The following is a 20184-nucleotide window of genomic DNA, read 5'->3' as shown; positions in this document are numbered from 1 at the left end:
CAAAGCTGTTCACAGCGCGTTACACGCCAGGATCTGCCACCTGCCGGCAACAAAGCCAATGACCCACAGCGGTGCGGCACTGATGCCGCTGATGCGATTGTCGCTGCGGCGGTAGCTGTACTGCTGTACATTAACCACTGCCATATTGTCAGCCAGTGGGGTAATGTGCTCTAAACGGTAGCTTAACCACTCGTCTTGCCAATCGGCAAAGGTGCTGTGGATATAGTGGCAAATAGCGTCGCGGCCATGCAAACGCTGACCCAGGATATTTACCAGTATGGCTTCTTCGGCAAAACAGTGTGCCATTGCGCTGAGATCGCGCTGAAAAAACGCCTGCTGCAGTTGGTGTATCAGCTGCGTGGCGCCGTGCTGCAACGACGCGGGTTGCAACAGACTAGGCGGTTTAGTGTCATGCGTACAATGACTGCGTGATGCCGACATAGAACTGAGTGCTGACATAAGATGTTCTCCATCTGAACAAGATGTCAGGCAGGGTAAAACCTTACCTTGAGGTAAGGTCAAGCAGAAAATGCAGAATTTTTAAGCAAGGTTTCAGACGCGCGGAAAGGCCAGTAAGGTCATCTCGGCAACGCGACGCAGTTGCTCCGATGTGGCGCCATTATTGGCCTGAATGGCCATGCCTTGCAGCACCGTGCCCAGATACTGTGCCAGGGTCTCGGCATCCACTGAAGCGGGCAAATCGCCCTCAGTTTTGGCGCGTTCAAAACGCTCAAGTAGTTTTTGCTGGCCTTCCAGCCGGCGGTTAATCAGTGCTTCTTTTACCACAGCGGCGGCTTCCGAGCACGACAGCGCGCCCTGGATCACCACACAGCCCTGCGGCTGATCTTTAGTCGCCATATTGGCCGCCGCGCCGTACAGCATATGTTCGGCTACTTCATAGGCGGTGGGCTTTTCCAGCGCCGGCATAAAAAAGGCGCAGGGCCGGCTTTCGTACTTTTCTATGGCTTTTAAAAATAACTGCTCTTTATTGCCAAAAGCAGCATACAGGCTGGGTTTGTTAATCCCCATCGCTTCAGTTAAATCCGACAACGAGGTACCGTCATAACCTTTGCGCCAAAATACCTCTAACGCTTTTTCCAGCGCCGTGTCCATATCAAAAGCGCGTGGCCGGCCGACATGCGAAGAGCTACCTACTGCTGACATTGTCCAGCTCCTGTATTCAAAGATGCTCATATAGTAAACAGCAAAATAACCCTTGTCCAGTAAGGGTTACTTACCACTTAGTACATATTGGGCACGACAGCGGCACATTCTCTACCGTTAACAGCCCATTAGAACAAAATCATCTGGGCTAGAAAAAAATTAATATACCAGTCGGTACAAAAATCAATTGACTGTCGCTGCAGGATCTATATATTTACCGACCAGTACAAAACTAGCAAGTTCAATTTAAGTTTATGTTAAAGGCGTGGAGACAACTGTCATGAGCAGAACAAACACTGTAAGAAACTTTATGTTAGCCAGCGTCGCTGCCGTGGTGTTAGCCGCTTGTGGCAACCCCGAGGCGGCCAGCCAGCAGCAGGCGCCTGCTGCGCCGCAGGTCAGTGTGGCGCAAGTAGTAGCTGAGCGTATTACCGAGTGGGACGAATTTAGCGGCCGCTTGCAGGCGCCGCAAACGGTAGACTTAGTGCCGCGCGTCTCGGGTTATGTTGAGCAGGTGCTGTTCGAGGAGGGCGCACTGGTTAAAGCCGGTGATGTGCTGCTGACCATTGATGCTAAACCCTTTGCTGCCGAGGTGACGCGGTTGAAGGCTGAGCTGTTAAGCGCACAAAGCGCCGCAGAGCTGGCGCATGCCGAATACGAGCGGGCGCAGCGACTGCTGGCACAGCGCGCCATTTCAGTGGAGGTACTGGAAAACCGCCAGGCACGCAAAAAGCAAACCGCTGCGACAGTGGCTTCCGTTAAAGCGGCACTTGAGCGCGCCGAGCTGGATTTAAGCTATACCCGCGTAACTGCACCGATCAGTGGCCGGGTGTCTAACGCACTGGTTACCGCAGGTAATTATGTTACTGCCGGCCAAACCAAGCTCACCAGCCTGGTGTCAATTGAAAAAATGTACGCTTACTTTGATGTTGATGAGCAAACCTATCTTAAGTATGCCCGCTTAGCGCAAGACGGTAAACGGGTCGATACGCGTGAAGCGCACGCCAACCCGGTGTATCTGGCGCTGGCTGACGAGCCCGAATTTAGCCATATCGGCCATATCGACTTTGTTGATAACCGCATTGATGCGCAAACCGGTACGATCCGCCTGCGCGCCAGTTTCGCCAACACTGACAACCAGTTAATGCCGGGGCTGTATGCCAAACTGCGGCTGGCTGGCAGCGCCTCGTATGATGGCGTGTTAATTGACGAAAAAGCCATTGGTACCGACTTAAACAACAAGTTTGTGTTGGTGGTAAATGACGCTAACCAGCTGGAATACCGTGCTATTGAACTGGGCGAGAAGCTCGATGGCCTGCGTATTGTCAATAAAGGCTTAAGCGCTAGCGATCGCATCGTGGTAAATGGCCTGCAGCGTGTACGCCCCAGCATGCAGGTTGAACCGAAACTGGTGGATATGGCCTCCAGCGAACAGCTGGCAGCATTAAAAGATGCGCAGCAGCTGCTGGATCAGGCCGCAGCTGCTTTCGCAGCAACTTCTGATATGGCAGCAACCGCTGATGCCGGCAAAACGCCGGGACGCGGTTAAGGAACACATTATGCTATCGCAATTTTTTATTAAGCGGCCGATCTTCGCCGCGGTAATCTCGCTGCTGTTTTTTATCACCGGCGCTATCGCGGTGTGGCAGCTGCCTATTACCGAGTACCCGGAAGTGGTGCCGCCAACGGTAGTGGTGACCGCCAACTATCCGGGCGCTAACCCGAAAGTGATTGCCGAAACGGTGGCCTCACCGCTGGAGCAGGAAATCAACGGTGTGGAAAACATGCTGTATATGTCATCGCAGGCCACCTCTGATGGTCGCATGACATTAACCGTTACCTTTGCCATTGGTACCGATGTCGATTTAGCGCAAACCCAGGTGCAAAGCCGGGTAGAGCGTGCCAAGCCGCGCCTGCCGCTGGAAGTGCAGCGCTTAGGTGTGGTGACCGAGAAATCCTCGCCTGATTTAACCATGGTGGTGCATTTAACCTCGCCCGACGAGCGTTACGACATGCTGTACCTGTCAAACTATGCCGCGCTGAATGTCAAAGATGAGCTGGCGCGCATTGAAGGCGTTGGCTCAGTGCAGCTGTTCGGCGCCGGTGATTACAGCATGCGTATCTGGCTGGACCCGAACAAGGTCTCTGCGCTGGGCTTATCGCCGTCGCAGATCACCGCAGCGATTCGTGAGCAAAACCAGCAGGCCGCTGCCGGTAGTTTGGGGGCGCAGCCAAGTGGCGAGGCTGAGTTTCAGTTGCTGATTAACGTTAAAGGCCGCTTAGCGGCGGTAGAAGAGTTTGAAAACATCATTATTAAAGTCGGAGCTAATGGTGAAATTAGCCGCTTAAAAGATGTAGCCCGGGTTGAACTGGGGGCCTCAACCTATGCGCTGCGCTCTTTGTTAAATAACAAAGAAGCGGTGGCCATTCCGATTTTCCAGGCGTCTGGCTCTAACGCCATTCAAATCTCAGACGATGTACGTGCCAAAATGGCCGAGCTGTCAAAAAGCTTCCCGGACGGTTTAACCTACGACATCGTATACGATCCAACAGTGTTTGTACGCGGCTCTATCGAAGCGGTAGTAAAAACCCTGCTGGAAGCGGTATTGCTGGTGGTGTTAGTGGTCGTGCTGTTCCTGCAAACCTGGCGCGCCTCTATTATTCCGCTGGTGGCGGTGCCGGTGTCATTAGTGGGTACCTTTGCCTTTATGCAGCTGATGGGTTTTTCGCTTAATGCGTTATCCCTGTTTGGTCTGGTATTGGCCATTGGTATCGTAGTCGATGACGCCATCGTAGTGGTCGAAAACGTCGAGCGTAATATCAGTGAGGGTTTATCGCCGGTAGCGGCAACGCAAAAGGCGATGAAAGAAGTGACCGGGCCTATCGTTGCCACCACGCTGGTACTGGCAGCGGTATTTATTCCTACCGCCTTTATGTCGGGCTTAACCGGGCAGTTTTATAAGCAGTTCGCCTTAACCATTACCATTTCGACCTTTATCTCGGCCATTAACTCGTTAACGCTAAGCCCGGCGCTATCCGCGCTGCTGTTAAAAGGCCATGGCGAGAAGAAAGATGGTTTAACCCGCGCCATGGATAAACTGTTAGGTGGCTGGTTATTTGCGCCGTTTAACCGTTTCTTCGGCAAATTATCCCAGGGATACGGCTATCTGGTGCGTAAAGTGATCCGCTTTGGCGCCATCGTTGGTGTGCTGTATATCGCCTTGGTTGGCTTAACCGGCCTGCAGTTTGCCACTACGCCAACCGGTTATGTGCCGGGGCAGGACAAACAGTACCTGGTGGCCTTTGCCCAGTTGCCGGATGCCTCGTCACTGGATCGCACCGATGCAGTAGTAAAACGCATGTCAGCTATTGCACTGGAGCACCCTGGCGTGGCCAATGCTATTGCCTTCCCGGGCCTGAGCATTAACGGCTTTACCAATAGCCCGAACAGTGCCGTGTTATTTGTCGGCTTAGACAGCTTTGAGGCACGCGACAGCGCCGCCTTATCGGCCAATGCCATTGCTGGTGCGCTGAACCAGAAGTTCGCCAGTATTGAAGATGCCTTTATTGCTATCTTCCCACCGCCACCGGTACAGGGGCTGGGCACCATTGGTGGTTTCCGGCTGCAAATTCAGGACCGTGGCAACCTGGGCTACGAAGAGCTGTACAGCGTGACGATGCAGGTGATGATGAAAGCCTGGCAAACGCCTGAGCTGGCCGGCGTGTTCTCCAGCTATCAGGTGAATGTGCCGCAGTTGGATTTAGATATCGACCGCACTAAAGCTAAGCAGCAGGGCGTGGCGATGGATGAAATCTTCCAGACGCTGCAGGCTTATATGGGCTCGGTGTATGTCAATGACTTTAACCAGTTTGGCCGCACTTACCAGGTGAATATGCAGGCTGACGAGAAGTTTCGCCAAACGCCAGAGCAAATTGGCCAGTTAAAGGTGCGCAATAACCAGGGCGAAATGATCCCGCTGGCGTCCTTTATTAACGTCACTAACAGCGCAGGGCCAGACCGCGTAATGCACTACAACGGCTTTACTACCGCCGAAATTAACGGTGGCCCGGCGCCAGGCTACAGCAGCGGCGAAGCGCAAGCGGCGATTGAGAAAATCCTCGCTGAAACGCTGCCAAACGGCATGACGTACGAGTGGACCGAGCTGACCTATCAGCAAATTCTGGCCGGTAATGCGGGCATGTTGATCTACCCGCTGGTGATCCTGCTGGTATTTATGGTGCTGGCGGCGCAGTACGAAAGCTTACGCTTACCGCTGGCGATTATCTTAATTATTCCGATGACGCTGTTATCGGCGCTAAGCGGCGTGCTGATCTACGGTGGCGACAACAACATCTTCACCCAAATCGGCTTGATCGTACTGGTTGGCCTGGCCACCAAGAACGCCATCTTAATAGTCGAGTTTGCCAAAGAGCTGCAAGATCAGGGTATGAGCGCACTGCAGGCGATATTAGAAGCTGGCCGCTTACGCTTACGGCCAATTTTGATGACCTCTATCGCCTTTATTATGGGCGTGGTGCCAATGGTGTTCTCAACCGGTGCCGGCGCCGAAATGCGCCAGGCCATGGGGGTAGCGGTATTCGCCGGTATGATAGGCGTCACGGTATTTGGCCTTATTTTAACGCCGCTGTTCTATTACATGCTGGCTAAACGTGGCAAAACGATTGCGGCGCAGCAGCACATTGCCGCCACAGAAAGCGACAGCGCAGCCTTAAACAGTTCAACCAGCGCGGAGGCAAGCCATGCGTAATATCGTAAAACTATCGGCTATCGCACTGTTGGTGGCCGCGGTTACCGGCTGTGCCGTCGGCCCGGATTATCAGGCGCCGCAAAGCGTCGCTAATATCAACGTCAGCGCGCCATATCAGCAGGCAGAACAGGTGCAAAACTGGTGGCAGGCGTTTGACGACGCCACGCTGAACCAACTGATTACTGAGGCGCTGGCGCAAAACCGCACTCTGGCGCAGGCGCGCTACAATGCCGAGCGTGCCTATGCGGTGTTTAGCGATGCCAATAACGACTGGCTACCCAAAGGCACACTGGACGCAGGCTACCAGGCCAGTGAAAACCCCAGTGTGTCGGCGTTGGACGACGGTGTAATCAGCCGCGGCTATAACAGCGGTGCTAACCTGAGCTGGGATGTAGATCTGTTCGGTAAAATTCGCCGCGCCACCGAAGCGGCCGAAGCTAATGCCCAGCAAGCTGAACTACTGTGGCAGGATGCGCGCTTGCAGCTCATCAGCCAGGTCGCCAGCACTTATGGTGACTATCGCGGCGCGCAAATGCGTTTAGTGGTCGCCGAGCAAAACCTGCATAACCTGCAGCAAAGCCGCGATATTGTTAAAGCCCGCTATGATGCCGGTATGGCCTCCGAGCTGGAATTGGCGCAAATCGACGTGCAGCTGCATCAGGTAAAAGCCGCGGTGCCGGTGTATCGCACGGCGCTGTTAACTGCAGGCGCTACCTTATCTGCATTATTGGCGCAGCAACCGGGCGAGTTAAAGCTTGGCGCGGTGCCGCATTTGCCAGAGCTAAAACAGCCGGTGGCGCTGGTCGAGGGTGAAAACTACCTGCGCTATCGCGCCGATGTCGCCGTGGCCGAGCGCGCCTTAGCGGCCAGCACCGCACAAATTGGTGTGGCAACCGCTGATCTGTACCCGAACCTGTCGGTCCGCGGCTTTTTAGGCTTTATCTCCGGCCCGGGTTTAACGCTGAACGGCGATACGCAAAGCTGGGCGGTAGCACCCACGTTAAGCTGGCAAGCCGCCGATTTAGGCTCGGTAAAAGCCCGTATCCGTCAGGCCGAGGCCGGTAGCCAAATTGCGCTGGCGCAGTTTGAGCAGCAGGTGTTTAACGCCCTGAATGAAATGAAGTTAGCGCTGTTTAGCTACAACCTCAGTCGCGAGCAACAGCTTAGCACCGAAGCACAGTGGCAGGCGGCGAATAAAGCCCTGCAAATCGCCCGCGATCGCTATAACGCCGGCAGCGGTGATTTCTTGTCCTTGCTCGACGCCGAGCGCGAGTTACTGCGCGCCCGCGATCAGCTAGCGCTGGTGCAACAGCAAAGCTTTATTCGTTTAGTAGGCATCTACCGAAGTTTTGGTGGCGGGATACAGTTGATATAGCGTTGGTTTGAATGAACAAAGCCGGGTGTGCCCGGCTTTTTATTGTCTGCTTTGAGCGAAAAGCGGATATAGTGGCTAGCTTTTGATTGGAGGATAAAAATATTGCAGAGAATGACATGAGAGAGTTTATTTTATGAGTGCCGACTCAACCTCTCACTCTGGAGTGCCTTATAACAATGCATAAAAGCAACAAACCGAATAGCTATAGACCTATGCCTGATATTGACGGATTGCTTGATAAACTCTCACGCAATCTGGCGCTCCCTATCATTTATTATGTCGGGGGAGAAATAGTCACCGATACTGAAACCTTAAAAATAGGTAAAACTTCTACAACTACGATAGTCGTAGCACAGTTACTAGCATCAATTCGGTCATCATGCGGGACTCTGAGGTACTTAGCCAATAGCCCCCCAGAGATATCCAAGGGTGAATGTCTATTTATTGCAAGAGCAATCATTGAAACATCAATTAATGCAGCTTTCATTTTGGCTAGCGGAGATACGATAGCGCGCAGAGCAATCGAACACGCAGTGGTAAAAGGATACAAGAGAAACGACAAAAATGTGGGAGGATTTTCCCTTAAGCGTAAACTATTTGATGTACTTCCCGAAGACCTCGAAATACTGTTGAACGAATTTCGCAATAAGAAAGGCTACATCAAAGATTGGACAGATACCAAAGTACCGGGAAGGATAGAGAAAATCCATGAGGTTTTTGGACAAAGATTAACATCACTTCTATCTGCATCCTATATTTCAGTGTATTCAGATGCCTCAGAGATGATTCACGGTAGCCTTGCTGGAGCCCAGATAAAAAGTGGGGCCATTAGTTTTGGCGAATTTGATAATCGGATTCTCTCAAAGGGGAAATTTGGTCGAATTGAAGTTAATCACGCCCAAAATGCAATATATGGAGCTTTTTACAGTTTGCTGGCAATCAGTAAGATTATTGCAAAAAACGATAAATTAACGTCATATCAGACAGATATCTATGAAGTATATGAAGAGTTTAAATCTCTTTTTGCGGATGATCTTAAGTGAAAATGGGGGCGGATCACTTTTCTGAATGAAAATGGGGTCGTAGCACTTTTCAGACAATACGTGGCTCAACTTCATAAGACATCCCTTTCTCGTATCTTGGCCAACAAAGAACTACTTTCAAAAGTAATTGAAGTTATTAATATTTATCAGGTTGTACCGATTAGCCAATCTAGAACATAACCGGTGGATGCGCAACTTCAAAACGAAAATGGGGGCGGAGCACTTTTCGAGTTAAATGGCTCGGCCCCCTTTTTAGGTGACTTATTCGGCTTTATTAACGACGCGTTTATACCTGTCGATGCTCTGCTGTGGCCAGTACTTGCTTCTTTGGTAGTACTCTGCCATTACAGGTACCGCGCTGCTAAGTTCCAGCCATGGTTGTTTGGTTGAAGTGAAGATGTGTATGTCTGGCGGACATGCATTTGGGTTGTTAAGCGTGCCTACACGCACAAAACAGATCTTCTCTTTTGCCGCCCCATAGTAGCTCCAAACCGCGGTTTTGCATGTCGGGCAGCGGCAAATTGTTTGCCCGATACCGCTATTACTCGGCACCGTTATTTTGTCGGGATGACCTTTCAGCAGCTGCACATTTTCGGCTTCGATAAGCGCATTGATAGCAAATGCAGAGCCGGTCTCGCGTTGACACCAGCTACAATGACAGCAATGCACGAACATAGGGCGTTGTTTCAATTCATACTCAACGTCACCGCAGGTGCATTTGCCTGTTAGCCCTTCGTTGTCGTTCATATCGGCGTTACCTGTTGTTGCAGAGTGTGCGCGCCTCGCCGCCCGCGATGCAGGCAAATTGTGCGAAGCGCGTTCAATTAAACGGGGTCAGAGCAACATTAACCTGGCTATAGCAGCGTTAAGGTTTATCTGACCCTATTTATATAGCAGCTTTAATGTTGAAATGACCCTCATTATTAGTTATGCAAGCTAATGTGCCGCTGCCACGCCATCGCGGCGGGAATCCGAACCTGCGACATAGCCTTTGGACATTTTCATCACACCTTGTCCGCCGCCAAATACCAGTCCGGGGTTATTGCCGTGAAAAAAGCCCTGTACGGTTGCCATCACCGGGTTTTGCGGCGCATGTCCAAGCGAATAGAGCTTATCCACAGTACTCTGAGGGATGCCCTGTTCAAAGCTGACGCTATTGCCCTCCCAATGGCGAAACCGCGGCGCGTCAATGGCTTCTTGTACATCCATATCAAACACCACCATATTCAGCAGCATTTGCACATGCGCCTGAGGCTGCTGCGGACCACCGACAATACCAAAACTTAACCAGGGTTGTTGCTTACCGCCAGCAACCGTTTTAGTGACAAAACCAGGAATAATAGTATGAAATGGCTTTCTGCCGGGGGCAACGGTGTTGGCGCGGCCGGGTTGTAGCGACAAACCGACACCGCGATTTTGTAAAGCAAAACCGGTGCCCGGGACCACAACGCCTGAACCAAAAGGCCCGGCAATGCTGTTAATAAAAGACACCATATTGCCGTCTTTGTCTGCCACGCTCAAATAGGTGGTGTCGCTGGTGGTGAGGGACGCTTCCGGCTCTGCTTGCTGCATGGCCTGTTCCGGCTTAATCAACGCACGCCGTTTCGCAATAACAGTATCCTCTAACAACTGTTCCGCTTTTATCTGCATGAAATCGGGATCACCGACAAAATGTTCGAGGTCGGCATAAGCTAACTTTTTGGCTTCAATTAGATGGTGTAAATAGCTGGCTGAATTATGCTGCATCGCCTTTAAATCATAGGGCTCTAAGATTTTCAGCATTTCAAGCGCCGCAATGCCCTGTCCATTTGGCGGTAGCTCCCATAAACGATATTCGTTATAGGACACTGACATCGGCTCTACCCACTTCGCCTGATAATTAGCAAAGTCGTCAGCGGTCAAATAGCCACCTAACTCTTGCACGCGTGCCGCAATTTTCTCACCCAGTTCACCACCATACAGCACCTGCGGTCCTTCTGCTGCGATCCGTTTCAGTGTGTTGGCATAGTCTGGATTGACAAACCAATCACCGGCAACAGGTGTGCGGCCGCCATCCATTAAGAAGGTGCTTCTTGCCCCTAGGTCATAATTGATTTTACTTTCAAAAAGGCCCCATTCCTGTGCTGTGGTTTTCGAGATGGGGAAGCCTTTTTCGGACAATTCAATCGCTGGTGCCAAGGCTTGTGCCAGACTGATAGTGCCATGGGTTTGCAGCAAGGTGGCCCAGCCACTTAGCGCTCCGGGCAAGGTAATGGATTGCGCGCCCTCGTCGGGTACGCGATTGCGGCCCGCCAATTTGTCGAGCGTCATCAGCGCACCGGCATGGCCACTGCCATCGATACCGATCAGGCGTTGCTCACGCTCCAACCAAACCATCGCAAACATATCGCCGCCAATACCGGTCATGTAGGGTTCCACGACACTTAACACGGCCGCGGCGGTCACTGCCGCATCCACGGCGTTGCCACCATTTTGCAGCACGGCCAAACCAGCCTGACTGGCTAAGGGTTGGCTGGTCGCCACTACGCCATGCGGTGCATACACAGCTTTTTCTTTGAATTCTGTGGTTGGCGTGCCTAACCCCGAGCGAAACGACAATCCTGCCACAAGTGAGGCAAGGCCAATCACTGAAATGATGGCAAAGGCCCATTTCAAAAAGCGAATAATTCCCTTCATCGAGGTCTGCAACTCCTGTAGTGTGATTGTTGGCAGTACTTTGGATTTTATCGACAACGTATTGTCATAAGATGAAAGCCCGCTAACGCTTTGGGGTGTTTGTAAATTTAATGTTTATAACACTACAGCGCTTCTTTAAAAATTACAATAACTTATAGGTACAACTGACAATAACGATGACGACTAATACGGATTAGTCCGTTTAACACGCGTTGGCGGCATCCGGATACTGTAGAGTTGATGAAATGGCTGTACCACAGCTTAGTCGAAACAGTGGGACAGGATTGGATCGCACGCCGATAATTATGTCAGTATCGGTTTGGTCGCACTGCGATTATCTTACGAAAAACCCTGCCAAAAGCCCTTGCTGGCACTGCTACAACCGGCCAGAATAGCGCCAGTTTGCTGCTGAGGTGGTTATGGTTAATCTGGCGTTGATGGGCGCGTTTATTCCGACGTTTTTGTTTGTTTCTGTCACGCCGGGCATGTGCATGACGCTGGCGATGACGTTGGGCATGAGCCAGGGCGTGCGCCGCACCTTGTGGATGATGTGGGGCGAAATGCTCGGCGTGGCGCTGGTGGCGATACTGGCGGTGTGCGGTGTGGCAGCAATCATGCTTCAGTTTCCGACGTTGTTTCAGTGGTTTAAGCTGGTAGGCGCGGCCTATCTGGCCTGGATTGGCCTGCAGATGTGGCGCGCTAAGGGCAAGCTGGCACTGCCGCAGCCCGGTGAGTTACCGGCTAAACTGGCCCGGCGTACTTTGTTTAGCCAGGGCTTTATTACTGCCGTGTCTAACCCCAAAGGCTGGGCGTTTCATATGGCGTTGTTGCCGCCCTTTATCGATAGCCAGTTGGCGTTTTGGCCGCAATTGTTGGTGTTAGTGGTCATTATTCTGCTGCTGGAATTTGGCTCTATGTTGCTGTACGCCAGTGGCGGCAAAGCTTTGGCTCTGTTTTTCAGCAAAACCAACCGGGTGCAGTATTTAAACCGCATCGGCGCCAGCCTGATGTTTGGCGTGGCGCTATGGATGTTACTCGGCTAATACCGCACAGCAACGCGTTGAATTTAACCGGCGTTACGCCAGTTTAAGCCTGATGCTAAAGCGGGTAGAGCGCGCATCCGATTCAACGCTTAACTGGCCCTGATGTGCATCGACTATGGCTTTGGTGATGGCCAGGCCTAAACCCGAGCCTTCTATCTGCCGTTGGCGCGAGGCGTCAGCACGATAGAAGCGATCGAACAAAAACGGCAGATGCTGTGGCGGGATAGGTGTGCCGGGGTTTGTTACTGTGATGGTGGTGCTGTCGGCTGCTGCCGTGGTGCTGACGCTAATGGTTTCGCCGGGCGGGGTATACCGAAGCGCATTGGATAATAAATTGGTCAGGGCGTGGCGCAGTAAGGTGCGATCGGCCTGCACTATAATATTGGCGCCCTGATAGCTTAGGCCAACCTGACTTTCTGCCGCCCAGGCTTCGAAAAAGTTGAAAATCGCGGTTACTTCCTGCTTCAGGTCCAGCGGCTGCTTTTGCAGCGTTAACAGGCCATTGTCACTTTTGGCCAGCCACAGCATATCGCTAATCATTTTATTCAGCCGCTCAAGTTCCTCCAGATTAGAGAACAGCAGATTTTGGTACTCGTCGGCGCTGCGCGCGCGCGATAAGCTGACCTGGGTTTGCGTGATCATATTGGTCAGCGGCGTGCGCAGTTCATGGGCGATATCGGCACTAAAGTGCGACAACTTGGTAAACCCTTGCTCCAGCCGGTCTAGCATCAGATTAAAAGACTGCACCATATGCCGCAGCTCGGCCGGAACCTCGCCTGGTGATAAACGAATATCCAGTTTGCTGGTTTGAATATCACGCATTTGCGCGCTTAACCCTCTAAGCGGTTTTAATCCCTGATGCACCGCCAACCAGGCGGCCAGCAGGGTCAGCAGCGCAGAGCCGAGTAAAATCAGCCCCAGGCTGCGCTGTAACTGCGCTAAGAAATGCGCATGAAAACTGATGTCGATAGCGGCAATCACCAGATACTGCTGATCTGCCGTATTAAGGCGGCTGAACACGCCGCGATAGGCTTTGCCGTCCAGCTGCCAGTTGTGGATGGCTTTGGCATTGTAGTCGGCACTGGCCGGGGTGTTGGCTGCCAGCTGGCTTAAGTCAATGTCGGCATTACGGTACAGTAAGCGGTCCTGACTATCCATCACCTGATAGTAGACACCGTGATGGCCCGATACCGCTTTGGAGAGCGTCTGTGCCGGCTGTTGCTGGCCGTCCTGAGCGGTAGTCAGCGTGTGCTCAACCGCGTGCAGGATCACGGCTAATTCGTCGGCATCCTGCTCGATAAAGTGATGTTCGACGGAGCTGAGCAGCAATTGCTGCACGAAGAACAGACAAACCGAAATGGTCAGCGCGACAAAGAGTACCACGCGAACGGTGATTGAGAGTGGGCGTTTGCCAGCGTTATGCATCAGTTTGCTCATCGTCCAGTTTATAGCCCATACCGCGCACGGTATGGATCAGTTTTGCCGCAAAGCCATCATCAATTTTGGCGCGCAAGCGGCGGATTGCCACGTCGATAACATTGGTGTCGCTGTCAAAATTCATATCCCACACCTGCGAGGCGATTAAGGATCGCGGCAGTACTTCGCCACGGCGGCGCATTAGCAGTTCAAGCAAGCTAAATTCCTGATTACTCAGTGTTATTTTAGCGCCACTACGGCTGGCTTTACGCTTGGCGATATCCAGTTGTAAATCGGCGACCTGCAATAATTCTGACTGCGGTGCGGCCTGACCTCGCCGTAGCAGGGTTCTGACCCGGGCCAGCACTTCTGAAAAAGCAAAGGGTTTGATCAGGTAGTCGTCGGCGCCAAGCTCCAGGCCTTTTACCCGGTCGTCGACACTGTCGCGGGCTGACAGAAACAGTACCGGCGTGTGGTTACGGTTTTCTCTTAGCGCCTGCACAATACGCAAGCCGCTGACGTCCGGCAGCATCACATCCAGCATGATTAAATCGAAATCTTCTGTCATCGCCAGATGATGGCCATCCAGGCCATTTCTGACCAGTGACACCTGAAAACCGGCTTCGCTCAGGCCTTGCTTCAGATAGTCGCCGGTTTTTTGTTCATCTTCCACAATCAGCAAACGCACGTTGTTCTCTCCAAAAACCGCTCTGGCAGTATTAGGCCATAAACCACCAAACAGCAACATGACAGTAAGATTACAACTTTGTCATGTTCAGGTCATGCTGCTGACAGTTTCGTCCTCTACACTGCTACGCATACAGAGTGTATTGGAGGTTGCAGATGATAAAGGCCAACGCAAAGATGCCGGTATCTGTTTCACGGCGCCGGTTTGTGCAGGGGCTGGCGGTGGGGGGCGTGCTGGCCACTTTTCCGCATATCGTCAGGGCGGGTAGCGCCTTTAAAGATAATGCCTTTACCGGCTATGCCACTGAGCTGAGCGGTAAGGTAATTGATTTAACCATCGGCGAAGCGCTGGTAAATTTTACCGGCGTGGTCCGTAAAGCCACCACCATCAATGGTTCGATACCGGCACCGACTTTACGCTTGCGCGAAGGCGATGAGGTAACCATTCGGGTAACCAATACCTTGTCGGTGCCCAGCTCAATTCACTGGCACGGTATTATTTTACCCTACCAGATGGACGGCGTACCCGGCATGAGCTTCAGAGGAATTATGCCCGGCGAAACCTTTGTCTATCGCTTTACGCTAAAACAAAGCGGCACTTACTGGTATCACTCGCACAGTGGCTTTCAGGAAATGACCGGCATGTATGGCGCGCTGATCATTGAACCCAAAGCGCAGGACCTGATTGCCGCCGACCGCGAATATGTGGTGCAGCTGTCGGATTGGACCGATGAAGATCCGCATACGGTGTTTCGCAAATTAAAAGTGCAAAGCGATTTGTATAATTTTAATCAGCCAACGGTGCAGGACATGCTGCGCGATATCACGGCCAGAGGGCTGGACGCGGCGCTGGCAAAACGGCAGATGTGGCAGCAAATGCGCATGAATCCAACCGATCTGGCGGATATCTCTGCGGCCACTTTTACCTATTTAATGAATGGCAGCACACCACTGAACAACTGGCGAGCCTTATTTAAGCGCGGCGAGCGCGTGCGGCTGCGGTTTATCAATGGCTCCAGCAACAGCTTTTTTGATGTGCGTATTCCCGAGCTGAAAATGACCGTGGTGCAGGCCGATGGCCAGAATGTGCACCCGGTAACGGTGGACGAGTTCCGCTTTGGCCCGGGCGAAACCTATGATGTTGTCGTGTCGCCACAAGAGGATGCGTACACCATTTTTGCCCAGAGTATGGACCGCAGTGGTTATGCCCGCGGTACCCTGGCCGTGGCCGAGGGCTTGCACGCCCCGGTGCCGGCGCTGGATCCGGTGGAGTGGCTGACGATGGCTGACATGATGGGCAATATGAACCATGGCGCTAGCGACAGCCACAGCGATATGGCGCACGGCAATGGCGCGGAAGATCATAGCCAGCATGGTGCTATGGCTATCGAACACAGTCAGCATGGCCCAGCGGTGCCTTATGCCAAAGCCAGTTCAACGGTGCGTCATGCCAGCACCGAGTATGGCCCGTCGGTGGATATGCGGGTGGATATGCCAAGAACCAACCTGGACGATCCGGGTATTGGTTTGCGCAATACCGGGCGGCGCGCGCTGACCCTGGCCGATTTACATTCGCTGGACGGTATTATTGAGCCGGGCGGCCCGGAGGCAGAAATTGAGCTGCATCTGACCGGCAATATGGAGCGCTACACCTGGTCGTTTGACGGTTTGGAGTTTAGTAAAAGCACACCGGTGCATATGAAACTGAACCAGCGTATCCGGGTGATCTTGCAAAACGACACCATGATGACCCACCCCATGCATTTGCACGGTATGTGGAGTGATCTGGAAAGTGAAAAAGGTGCCGTACAGGTGCGCCGCCATACCATACCGGTGCAACCGGCGCAGCGCATCAGCTTTTTAACCACGCCGCATGATGTCGGGCGCTGGGCCTGGCATTGTCATTTATTGTTCCATATGGATGCGGGTATGTTCAGAGAAGTGGTGGTGTCATGAAAACAGCCAATGTTACGCTAACCTTGTCGCTGCTGACGCTGGCCTGTACTTTGGCGCTCAGCCCTGGCGTGGCAGCGCAGAGCGCCACTGAGAAACCGCCGGTACCAACGCACAGTGGCACGGAGCACAGCAAAATGGACCATAGCCAGATGGGTCACAGTAAAAAGGACCACGCTGAGCAGGCGGTTGACCATAGCCAGATGGACCATAGCAAGATGAACCCTAGTGATATGGATCATAGTCAGATGGATCATAGCGGCATGGACCACAGTAAAATGGGCCACACAGAGCCGACGGTTGACCATAGCAAGATGGACCACAGTCAGATGGATCATAGCGGTATGGACCACAGCAAAATGGGCCACACTGAGCAGGCCGTGGATCATAGCAGTATGGATCACAGCACGATGAACCATGCCGATATGCAGATGCAAGGCGGTAAGGCGCCGGCTAATGCCCGCGATCCGCATGCTTACTCCAACGGCTACACCCTGACTGATGGGCCCTATGGCATGGCCGATTCACGCCATTTAAAGCACGGTGTTGAACATCCACAGTGGTCGGTGCTGGGCGATCGGCTGGAATACAATGCCGACAGTGATGCCACCGAACTGGAGCTGCAAGCCTGGTACGGCACGACCTATGATCGGTTGGTGCTGAAAACCGAAGCGGAAATCAGTGACGGTAAGCTGGAAGAGAGCAGCACCGAGCTGTTATGGAGCCATGCGATAGCGGCTTATTGGGATAGTCAGCTTGGGCTGCGCGCTGATCAGGTTGCCGATGGTACAAACCGGCAGTGGCTAGCATTGGGTGTGCAGGGCTTGGCGCCGTACTGGTTTGAAGTGGATGTCACGGCTTATCTGGGCAGTGGTGGTCGCACCGCGTTAAGTGCCGAAGCGGAATATGAGCTGCTGTTAACGCAGCGCCTGATCCTGCAGGCCCGGGCGGAGCTGACAGCCTATGGCAAAGACGATGAGGTCAATCAGCTGGGTAAAGGCCTGTCTTCACTGGGCGCCGGGCTTCGGCTGCGCTATGAATTTACCCGCCAGTTCGCACCCTATGTTGGGGTAGAGTGGCATAACAAATATGGTAACACGGCAGATTTTGCCCGCCTGCAGGATACATCGACAGCAGAAACATCCTGGGTTGCCGGTGTGCGTTTCTGGTTTTAATAGATCAGGGTTTTAATAAATAAGGTGATCAACATGAAAAAATTAATCTCGCTGCTTACCCTGCTCTGTTTGGCGTTTGCCGGGCTGGTGCTGGCGCATGTTAAACAAAGCGGCTCGGTGCCGGCGGATAACGCCATGCTAATGCAGGCACCGGATGTACTCAGTATCAGCTTTAGTGGCCCGATCCGGCTGACGAAAGTCACGCTGTTGCACGATAACGGCAGTGCTATCGATTTTGGCTTTACGCCCACTGCTGCTGCCGCGCAGTTTAGCTGGCCGTTGCCATTGCTGGAGATCGGTAGTTATCAGGTTAACTGGGTAGGTTTGGGCGAAGACGGGCATAAAATGAAAGGTGATTTCAGTTTTATGCTGCACGCCAGCACTGACGCCGGGGTGAAAGCTGATAGCGCGCACGCGCATCAGCACTAGATGGGCTGAGATTATCGATGTTTAGCGATGCCTGGGTGTTAGCCTTATTTGCTCACAAACTACTGAATTATCTGGCGGTGAGCGGCAGTATTGGTGCGGCGTTTTTGCTGCTGTTACCGGCTTTAACTCAGGGGCAATCACAGTCACAGTCTGACAGCTGCGCCTTTCGGCTGTGGTTAAAACGTCTTGTACTGGGATGGTCGGCCGCAGGGATGGTACTGGCGTTACTGTATCTGCCGCTAAAGGCAGGCGCACTAGCCGAGGCGGGTATAGCAGGCATGGCTGACAGCGTGATGCTGCAGATGGTTTGGCAATCGGCAATGCGTACCCAGCTGCTTTTACTGTTATGTGGTTTTGCGACGCTGTGGCTTTGGGCCTGGCGCGTTAAGCATAGCGGCAAAGCGGTGAGTATTGCGCTAGTGAGTATCGGCGCGCTATTGCTCGCGGCCAGTTTTAGTCAAACCGGCCACGTGGCCAGTTTGACTGGCCTGTGGCAGCTGTTACTGACGCTGCATGTGCTGGCAATAGCGACTTGGGTAGGCTCCTTGCTACCGCTGTGGCAAAGTTGTTACCGCTTGGCTCCGGACAGGCTGCTGGTGCTGATGCAGCAGTTTGGTCAGGTTGCGCTCTATCTGCTGGTATTGCTGATCAGCTGTGGCGTGCTGATCTTACTGCAACTGCTTGACTCGCCCAGAGAGCTGTTTGTCACCGACTATGGCCGCTTAATGTTGTTTAAGTTGATGTTGGTCGCGGCCATGTTACTGCTAGCTGCCTGGCACAAATTTAGTCTGGTCAACGCGCTGGCGCAACATCAGAACAGCCGCTTGCTGGCGCGGTCTATTTTTATCGAAATGCTGTTAGCGCTATTGGTGCTGGCAACCAGTAGCAGCTTTACCACTGTGGTGGGCTTAGCCCATTAAGCCTACTTTATTCTAATAATTACAACAGGATACCTAATATGTTTCGCAATAAAATTCAAACGTTGTCTGCCATCAGCCTGGGCCTGGCGTTGCTCTCTCCCGTTAGTGCGCTGGCACACGGCAATGAAAAACCTGCCACCCCGGCCTTGTTTGTCGGCGAAAGCACCGCCGCTGCGCAGACGGTAACAGCGTTTCATCAGGCGTTACGCGCTGGTGATGCCAAAGCGGTGCGCGCCATGCTGGCAGATGACGTGCTGATTGTCGAAGGTAATGGCGTCGAGCGCTCGGCAGACGAGTATGCCAGTCACCATATGCTGGCCGATATGAAATTTATGGCGGCGGTACAGGCGCAGGCGCTGGAACATCAGACCAAGGTGCTGGGCAATGTGGCCTACTCGGTAAGCCGCACCCAGCTGACGGGCGACTATAAAGGCAAGCCGGTTGACGTAGTCAGTAAAGAAACGCTGGTGCTGGTAGATAACGGCGACGGTTGGAAGATCGTGCATGTGCACTGGTCGCACTAAGACAACAGCGGGAGCTCATTATGAAGTTAACTCTGACAGCACTAGTGCTGGCCGCAACTGCGCTATTGGCCGGTTGTAAAGACGCTGGCCTGGCTAAGCCTGAAACTGCAGCTATGCTTGACAGTGCCGGCAATCCGACAGCACTAACTCTCACGGTGTACAAAACGCCAAGCTGCGGTTGCTGTAAAAAGTGGGTATCGCACCTAGAGCAGCAAGGCGTGGTTGCACAGACGAAAGATTATGATGATTTAAGTGGCATAAAAGCGCGCTATGGCATTTCACCACAGTATTACTCTTGCCACACCGCCGTATCGGAGCAGGGCTATGCCTTTGAAGGCCATATCCCTGCTAAATACATCCGGCAATTCCTCGCAGAGTCGCACCCGGATGCGATTGGCCTGAGTGTACCGGCGATGCCGCTCGGCTCACCGGGCATGGAAGTCGAAGACCGCTTTATGCCGTACGACATTCTGCTGCTAAACAAAGATGGCAGCGCCAGCGTCTACGCGCACATCAGCGATGCTTCGATGCAGTAGCCAATAATAGGCGCTTAAAAAAACACCACTTTTAAAGTGGTGTTTTTTATTGAAGCCCGACACTGTCAGCCGGGTTTCGCCAGTTGCTGCAAGATATGGCAATGTGGGCTGCCATCGCCCCGGCAGCTGTCGGCCAACGCAGTCAGCACCTGCTGCATATGCTGCAGCTCGGCAATTTTGCCGGCAATTTCATCCAGGTGTTGCTGAGCCAGCTGTTTTACCACCCGGCTTTCACGCTGTGGGTCTTGCCATAATGCCAGCAGCGACTGGATATCGTGTAACGAAAACCCCAGGCTGCGCGCCTGACGAATAAAACGTAGCTGGTTAATTTGCTCAGTATTGTAAAGCCGGTAACCGGCATCAGTGCGTGGTGATTTTCTCAGCAAACCGGATTGCTCATAGTGCCGGATCATTTTGGCGCTTAAGCCACTTTCTTTTGCCGCATCACCAATGGTGAGTAAGGTCGCCATATAT

18 protein-coding genes are annotated in these 20184 nt (G+C 52.8%); 11 read left to right on the top strand and 7 right to left on the bottom strand.

Annotated elements, in window-relative coordinates:
- Nucleotides 1-9 precede the first annotated feature (9 nt).
- Nucleotides 10-459, bottom strand: coding sequence for a YybH family protein (locus ABGI61_RS00535; protein ID WP_347595253.1), 450 nt, complete (start codon nt 457-459; stop codon nt 10-12).
- 93 nt (nt 460-552) lie between these two features.
- Nucleotides 553-1164, bottom strand: coding sequence for a TetR/AcrR family transcriptional regulator (locus tag ABGI61_RS00530; protein WP_347595250.1), 612 nt, complete (start codon nt 1162-1164; stop codon nt 553-555).
- Nucleotides 1165-1444: 280 nt separating this feature from the next.
- Here ABGI61_RS00530 and ABGI61_RS00525 point away from each other — a divergent pair, with 280 nt between their 5' ends.
- From ABGI61_RS00525 to ABGI61_RS00510, 4 genes are all read left to right on the top strand, one after another.
- Nucleotides 1445-2713, top strand: coding sequence for an efflux RND transporter periplasmic adaptor subunit (locus ABGI61_RS00525; RefSeq protein ID WP_347595248.1), 1269 nt, complete (start codon nt 1445-1447; stop codon nt 2711-2713).
- Nucleotides 2714-2720: 7 nt separating this feature from the next.
- Nucleotides 2721-5933, top strand: a complete 3213-nt coding sequence (locus ABGI61_RS00520) for an efflux RND transporter permease subunit (RefSeq protein WP_440590650.1) — start codon at nt 2721-2723, stop codon at nt 5931-5933.
- Nucleotides 5926-7308 carry an efflux transporter outer membrane subunit gene (locus tag ABGI61_RS00515; protein ID WP_347595242.1) on the top strand — a complete coding sequence of 461 codons (1383 nt, stop codon included), beginning with the start codon at nt 5926-5928 and terminating at the stop codon, nt 7306-7308. Before ABGI61_RS00520 ends, ABGI61_RS00515 begins: the two co-directional genes overlap by 8 nt.
- 176 nt (nt 7309-7484) lie before the next feature.
- Entirely contained in the window at nt 7485-8351 is an 867-nt protein-coding gene (locus ABGI61_RS00510) for a DUF5677 domain-containing protein (protein ID WP_347595240.1), read from the top strand.
- 261 nt (nt 8352-8612) lie between these two features.
- On the opposite strand, the gene ABGI61_RS00505 is transcribed toward ABGI61_RS00510, so the two are convergent.
- Nucleotides 8613-9098 (bottom strand): GFA family protein, encoded by a 486-nt coding sequence (locus tag ABGI61_RS00505; protein WP_347595238.1) that lies wholly within the window; start codon nt 9096-9098, stop codon nt 8613-8615.
- Between the two features lie 189 nt (nt 9099-9287).
- The gene (ggt, locus tag ABGI61_RS00500) at nt 9288-11027 is read right to left on the bottom strand and encodes a gamma-glutamyltransferase (protein WP_347595235.1); all 1740 of its coding nucleotides are present in this window, start codon (nt 11025-11027) and stop codon (nt 9288-9290) included.
- Between the two features lie 419 nt (nt 11028-11446).
- Between ggt and ABGI61_RS00495 the strand changes: the two genes are divergently transcribed.
- A complete protein-coding gene (locus tag ABGI61_RS00495) occupies nt 11447-12070 on the top strand; it encodes a LysE family translocator (RefSeq protein WP_347595232.1) in 624 nt (207 codons plus the stop codon).
- A gap of 33 nt (nt 12071-12103) precedes the next feature.
- Here ABGI61_RS00495 and ABGI61_RS00490 read toward each other — a convergent pair whose 3' ends face one another.
- Nucleotides 12104-13507: a Cu(+)/Ag(+) sensor histidine kinase gene (locus ABGI61_RS00490; RefSeq protein WP_347595229.1), complete on the bottom strand. Its 1404-nt coding sequence runs from the start codon at nt 13505-13507 to the stop codon at nt 12104-12106.
- Nucleotides 13488-14174 (bottom strand): heavy metal response regulator transcription factor, encoded by a 687-nt coding sequence (locus ABGI61_RS00485; RefSeq protein WP_347595226.1) that lies wholly within the window; start codon nt 14172-14174, stop codon nt 13488-13490. Before ABGI61_RS00485 ends, ABGI61_RS00490 begins: the two co-directional genes overlap by 20 nt.
- Before the next feature lie 155 nt (nt 14175-14329).
- Here ABGI61_RS00485 and ABGI61_RS00480 point away from each other — a divergent pair, with 155 nt between their 5' ends.
- The 6 genes from ABGI61_RS00480 to ABGI61_RS00455 are packed head-to-tail and all read left to right on the top strand — an operon-like array spanning nt 14330 to nt 19710.
- On the top strand, nt 14330-16129 hold the full coding sequence (locus tag ABGI61_RS00480) for a copper resistance system multicopper oxidase (RefSeq protein WP_347595223.1): 1800 nt from the start codon (nt 14330-14332) through the stop codon (nt 16127-16129).
- Nucleotides 16126-17301 carry a copper resistance protein B gene (locus ABGI61_RS00475; protein WP_347595220.1) on the top strand — a complete coding sequence of 392 codons (1176 nt, stop codon included), beginning with the start codon at nt 16126-16128 and terminating at the stop codon, nt 17299-17301. Before ABGI61_RS00480 ends, ABGI61_RS00475 begins: the two co-directional genes overlap by 4 nt.
- A 33-nt stretch (nt 17302-17334) precedes the next feature.
- The gene (locus ABGI61_RS00470; protein ID WP_347595217.1) at nt 17335-17730 is read left to right on the top strand and encodes a copper resistance CopC family protein; all 396 of its coding nucleotides are present in this window, start codon (nt 17335-17337) and stop codon (nt 17728-17730) included.
- A 17-nt stretch (nt 17731-17747) separates the two neighbouring features.
- The gene (locus tag ABGI61_RS00465) at nt 17748-18650 is read left to right on the top strand and encodes a CopD family protein (protein ID WP_347595214.1); all 903 of its coding nucleotides are present in this window, start codon (nt 17748-17750) and stop codon (nt 18648-18650) included.
- 38 nt (nt 18651-18688) lie between these two features.
- Complete coding sequence (locus tag ABGI61_RS00460) at nt 18689-19174, top strand: YybH family protein (protein ID WP_347595211.1); 486 nt, start codon at nt 18689-18691, stop codon at nt 19172-19174.
- A 20-nt stretch (nt 19175-19194) separates the two neighbouring features.
- A complete protein-coding gene (locus tag ABGI61_RS00455; RefSeq protein WP_347595208.1) occupies nt 19195-19710 on the top strand; it encodes a DUF411 domain-containing protein in 516 nt (171 codons plus the stop codon).
- A gap of 65 nt (nt 19711-19775) precedes the next feature.
- On the opposite strand, the gene cueR is transcribed toward ABGI61_RS00455, so the two are convergent.
- A complete protein-coding gene (cueR, locus tag ABGI61_RS00450; RefSeq protein WP_347595205.1) occupies nt 19776-20180 on the bottom strand; it encodes a Cu(I)-responsive transcriptional regulator in 405 nt (134 codons plus the stop codon).
- Nucleotides 20181-20184 lie beyond the last annotated feature (4 nt).

Origin of the sequence: Rheinheimera fenheensis (genome assembly GCF_039871805.1) — a bacterium.
In the GTDB taxonomy this organism is placed as follows: Bacteria; Pseudomonadota; Gammaproteobacteria; order Enterobacterales; family Alteromonadaceae; genus Alishewanella; species Alishewanella fenheensis.
Note: the sequence above shows the minus strand (reverse complement) of the source record. Positions and strands in the feature narration are given on the sequence as shown.

What these genes read in the sequence shown, in the direction of transcription:
- ABGI61_RS00535 (WP_347595253.1), bottom strand. Translation starts at nt 459, where the DNA reads ATGTCAGCACTCAGTTCTATGTCGGCATCACGCAGTCATTGTACGCAT.
- ABGI61_RS00530 (WP_347595250.1), bottom strand. Translation starts at nt 1,164, where the DNA reads ATGTCAGCAGTAGGTAGCTCTTCGCATGTCGGCCGGCCACGCGCTTTT.
- ABGI61_RS00525 (WP_347595248.1), top strand. Translation starts at nt 1,445, where the DNA reads ATGAGCAGAACAAACACTGTAAGAAACTTTATGTTAGCCAGCGTCGCT.
- ABGI61_RS00515 (WP_347595242.1), top strand. Translation starts at nt 5,926, where the DNA reads ATGCGTAATATCGTAAAACTATCGGCTATCGCACTGTTGGTGGCCGCG.
- ABGI61_RS00510 (WP_347595240.1), top strand. Translation starts at nt 7,485, where the DNA reads ATGCATAAAAGCAACAAACCGAATAGCTATAGACCTATGCCTGATATT.
- ABGI61_RS00505 (WP_347595238.1), bottom strand. Translation starts at nt 9,098, where the DNA reads ATGAACGACAACGAAGGGCTAACAGGCAAATGCACCTGCGGTGACGTT.
- ggt (WP_347595235.1), bottom strand. Translation starts at nt 11,027, where the DNA reads ATGAAGGGAATTATTCGCTTTTTGAAATGGGCCTTTGCCATCATTTCA.
- ABGI61_RS00495 (WP_347595232.1), top strand. Translation starts at nt 11,447, where the DNA reads ATGGTTAATCTGGCGTTGATGGGCGCGTTTATTCCGACGTTTTTGTTT.
- ABGI61_RS00490 (WP_347595229.1), bottom strand. Translation starts at nt 13,507, where the DNA reads ATGAGCAAACTGATGCATAACGCTGGCAAACGCCCACTCTCAATCACC.
- ABGI61_RS00480 (WP_347595223.1), top strand. Translation starts at nt 14,330, where the DNA reads ATGATAAAGGCCAACGCAAAGATGCCGGTATCTGTTTCACGGCGCCGG.
- ABGI61_RS00475 (WP_347595220.1), top strand. Translation starts at nt 16,126, where the DNA reads ATGAAAACAGCCAATGTTACGCTAACCTTGTCGCTGCTGACGCTGGCC.
- ABGI61_RS00470 (WP_347595217.1), top strand. Translation starts at nt 17,335, where the DNA reads ATGAAAAAATTAATCTCGCTGCTTACCCTGCTCTGTTTGGCGTTTGCC.
- ABGI61_RS00465 (WP_347595214.1), top strand. Translation starts at nt 17,748, where the DNA reads ATGTTTAGCGATGCCTGGGTGTTAGCCTTATTTGCTCACAAACTACTG.
- ABGI61_RS00460 (WP_347595211.1), top strand. Translation starts at nt 18,689, where the DNA reads ATGTTTCGCAATAAAATTCAAACGTTGTCTGCCATCAGCCTGGGCCTG.
- ABGI61_RS00455 (WP_347595208.1), top strand. Translation starts at nt 19,195, where the DNA reads ATGAAGTTAACTCTGACAGCACTAGTGCTGGCCGCAACTGCGCTATTG.
- cueR (WP_347595205.1), bottom strand. Translation starts at nt 20,180, where the DNA reads ATGGCGACCTTACTCACCATTGGTGATGCGGCAAAAGAAAGTGGCTTA.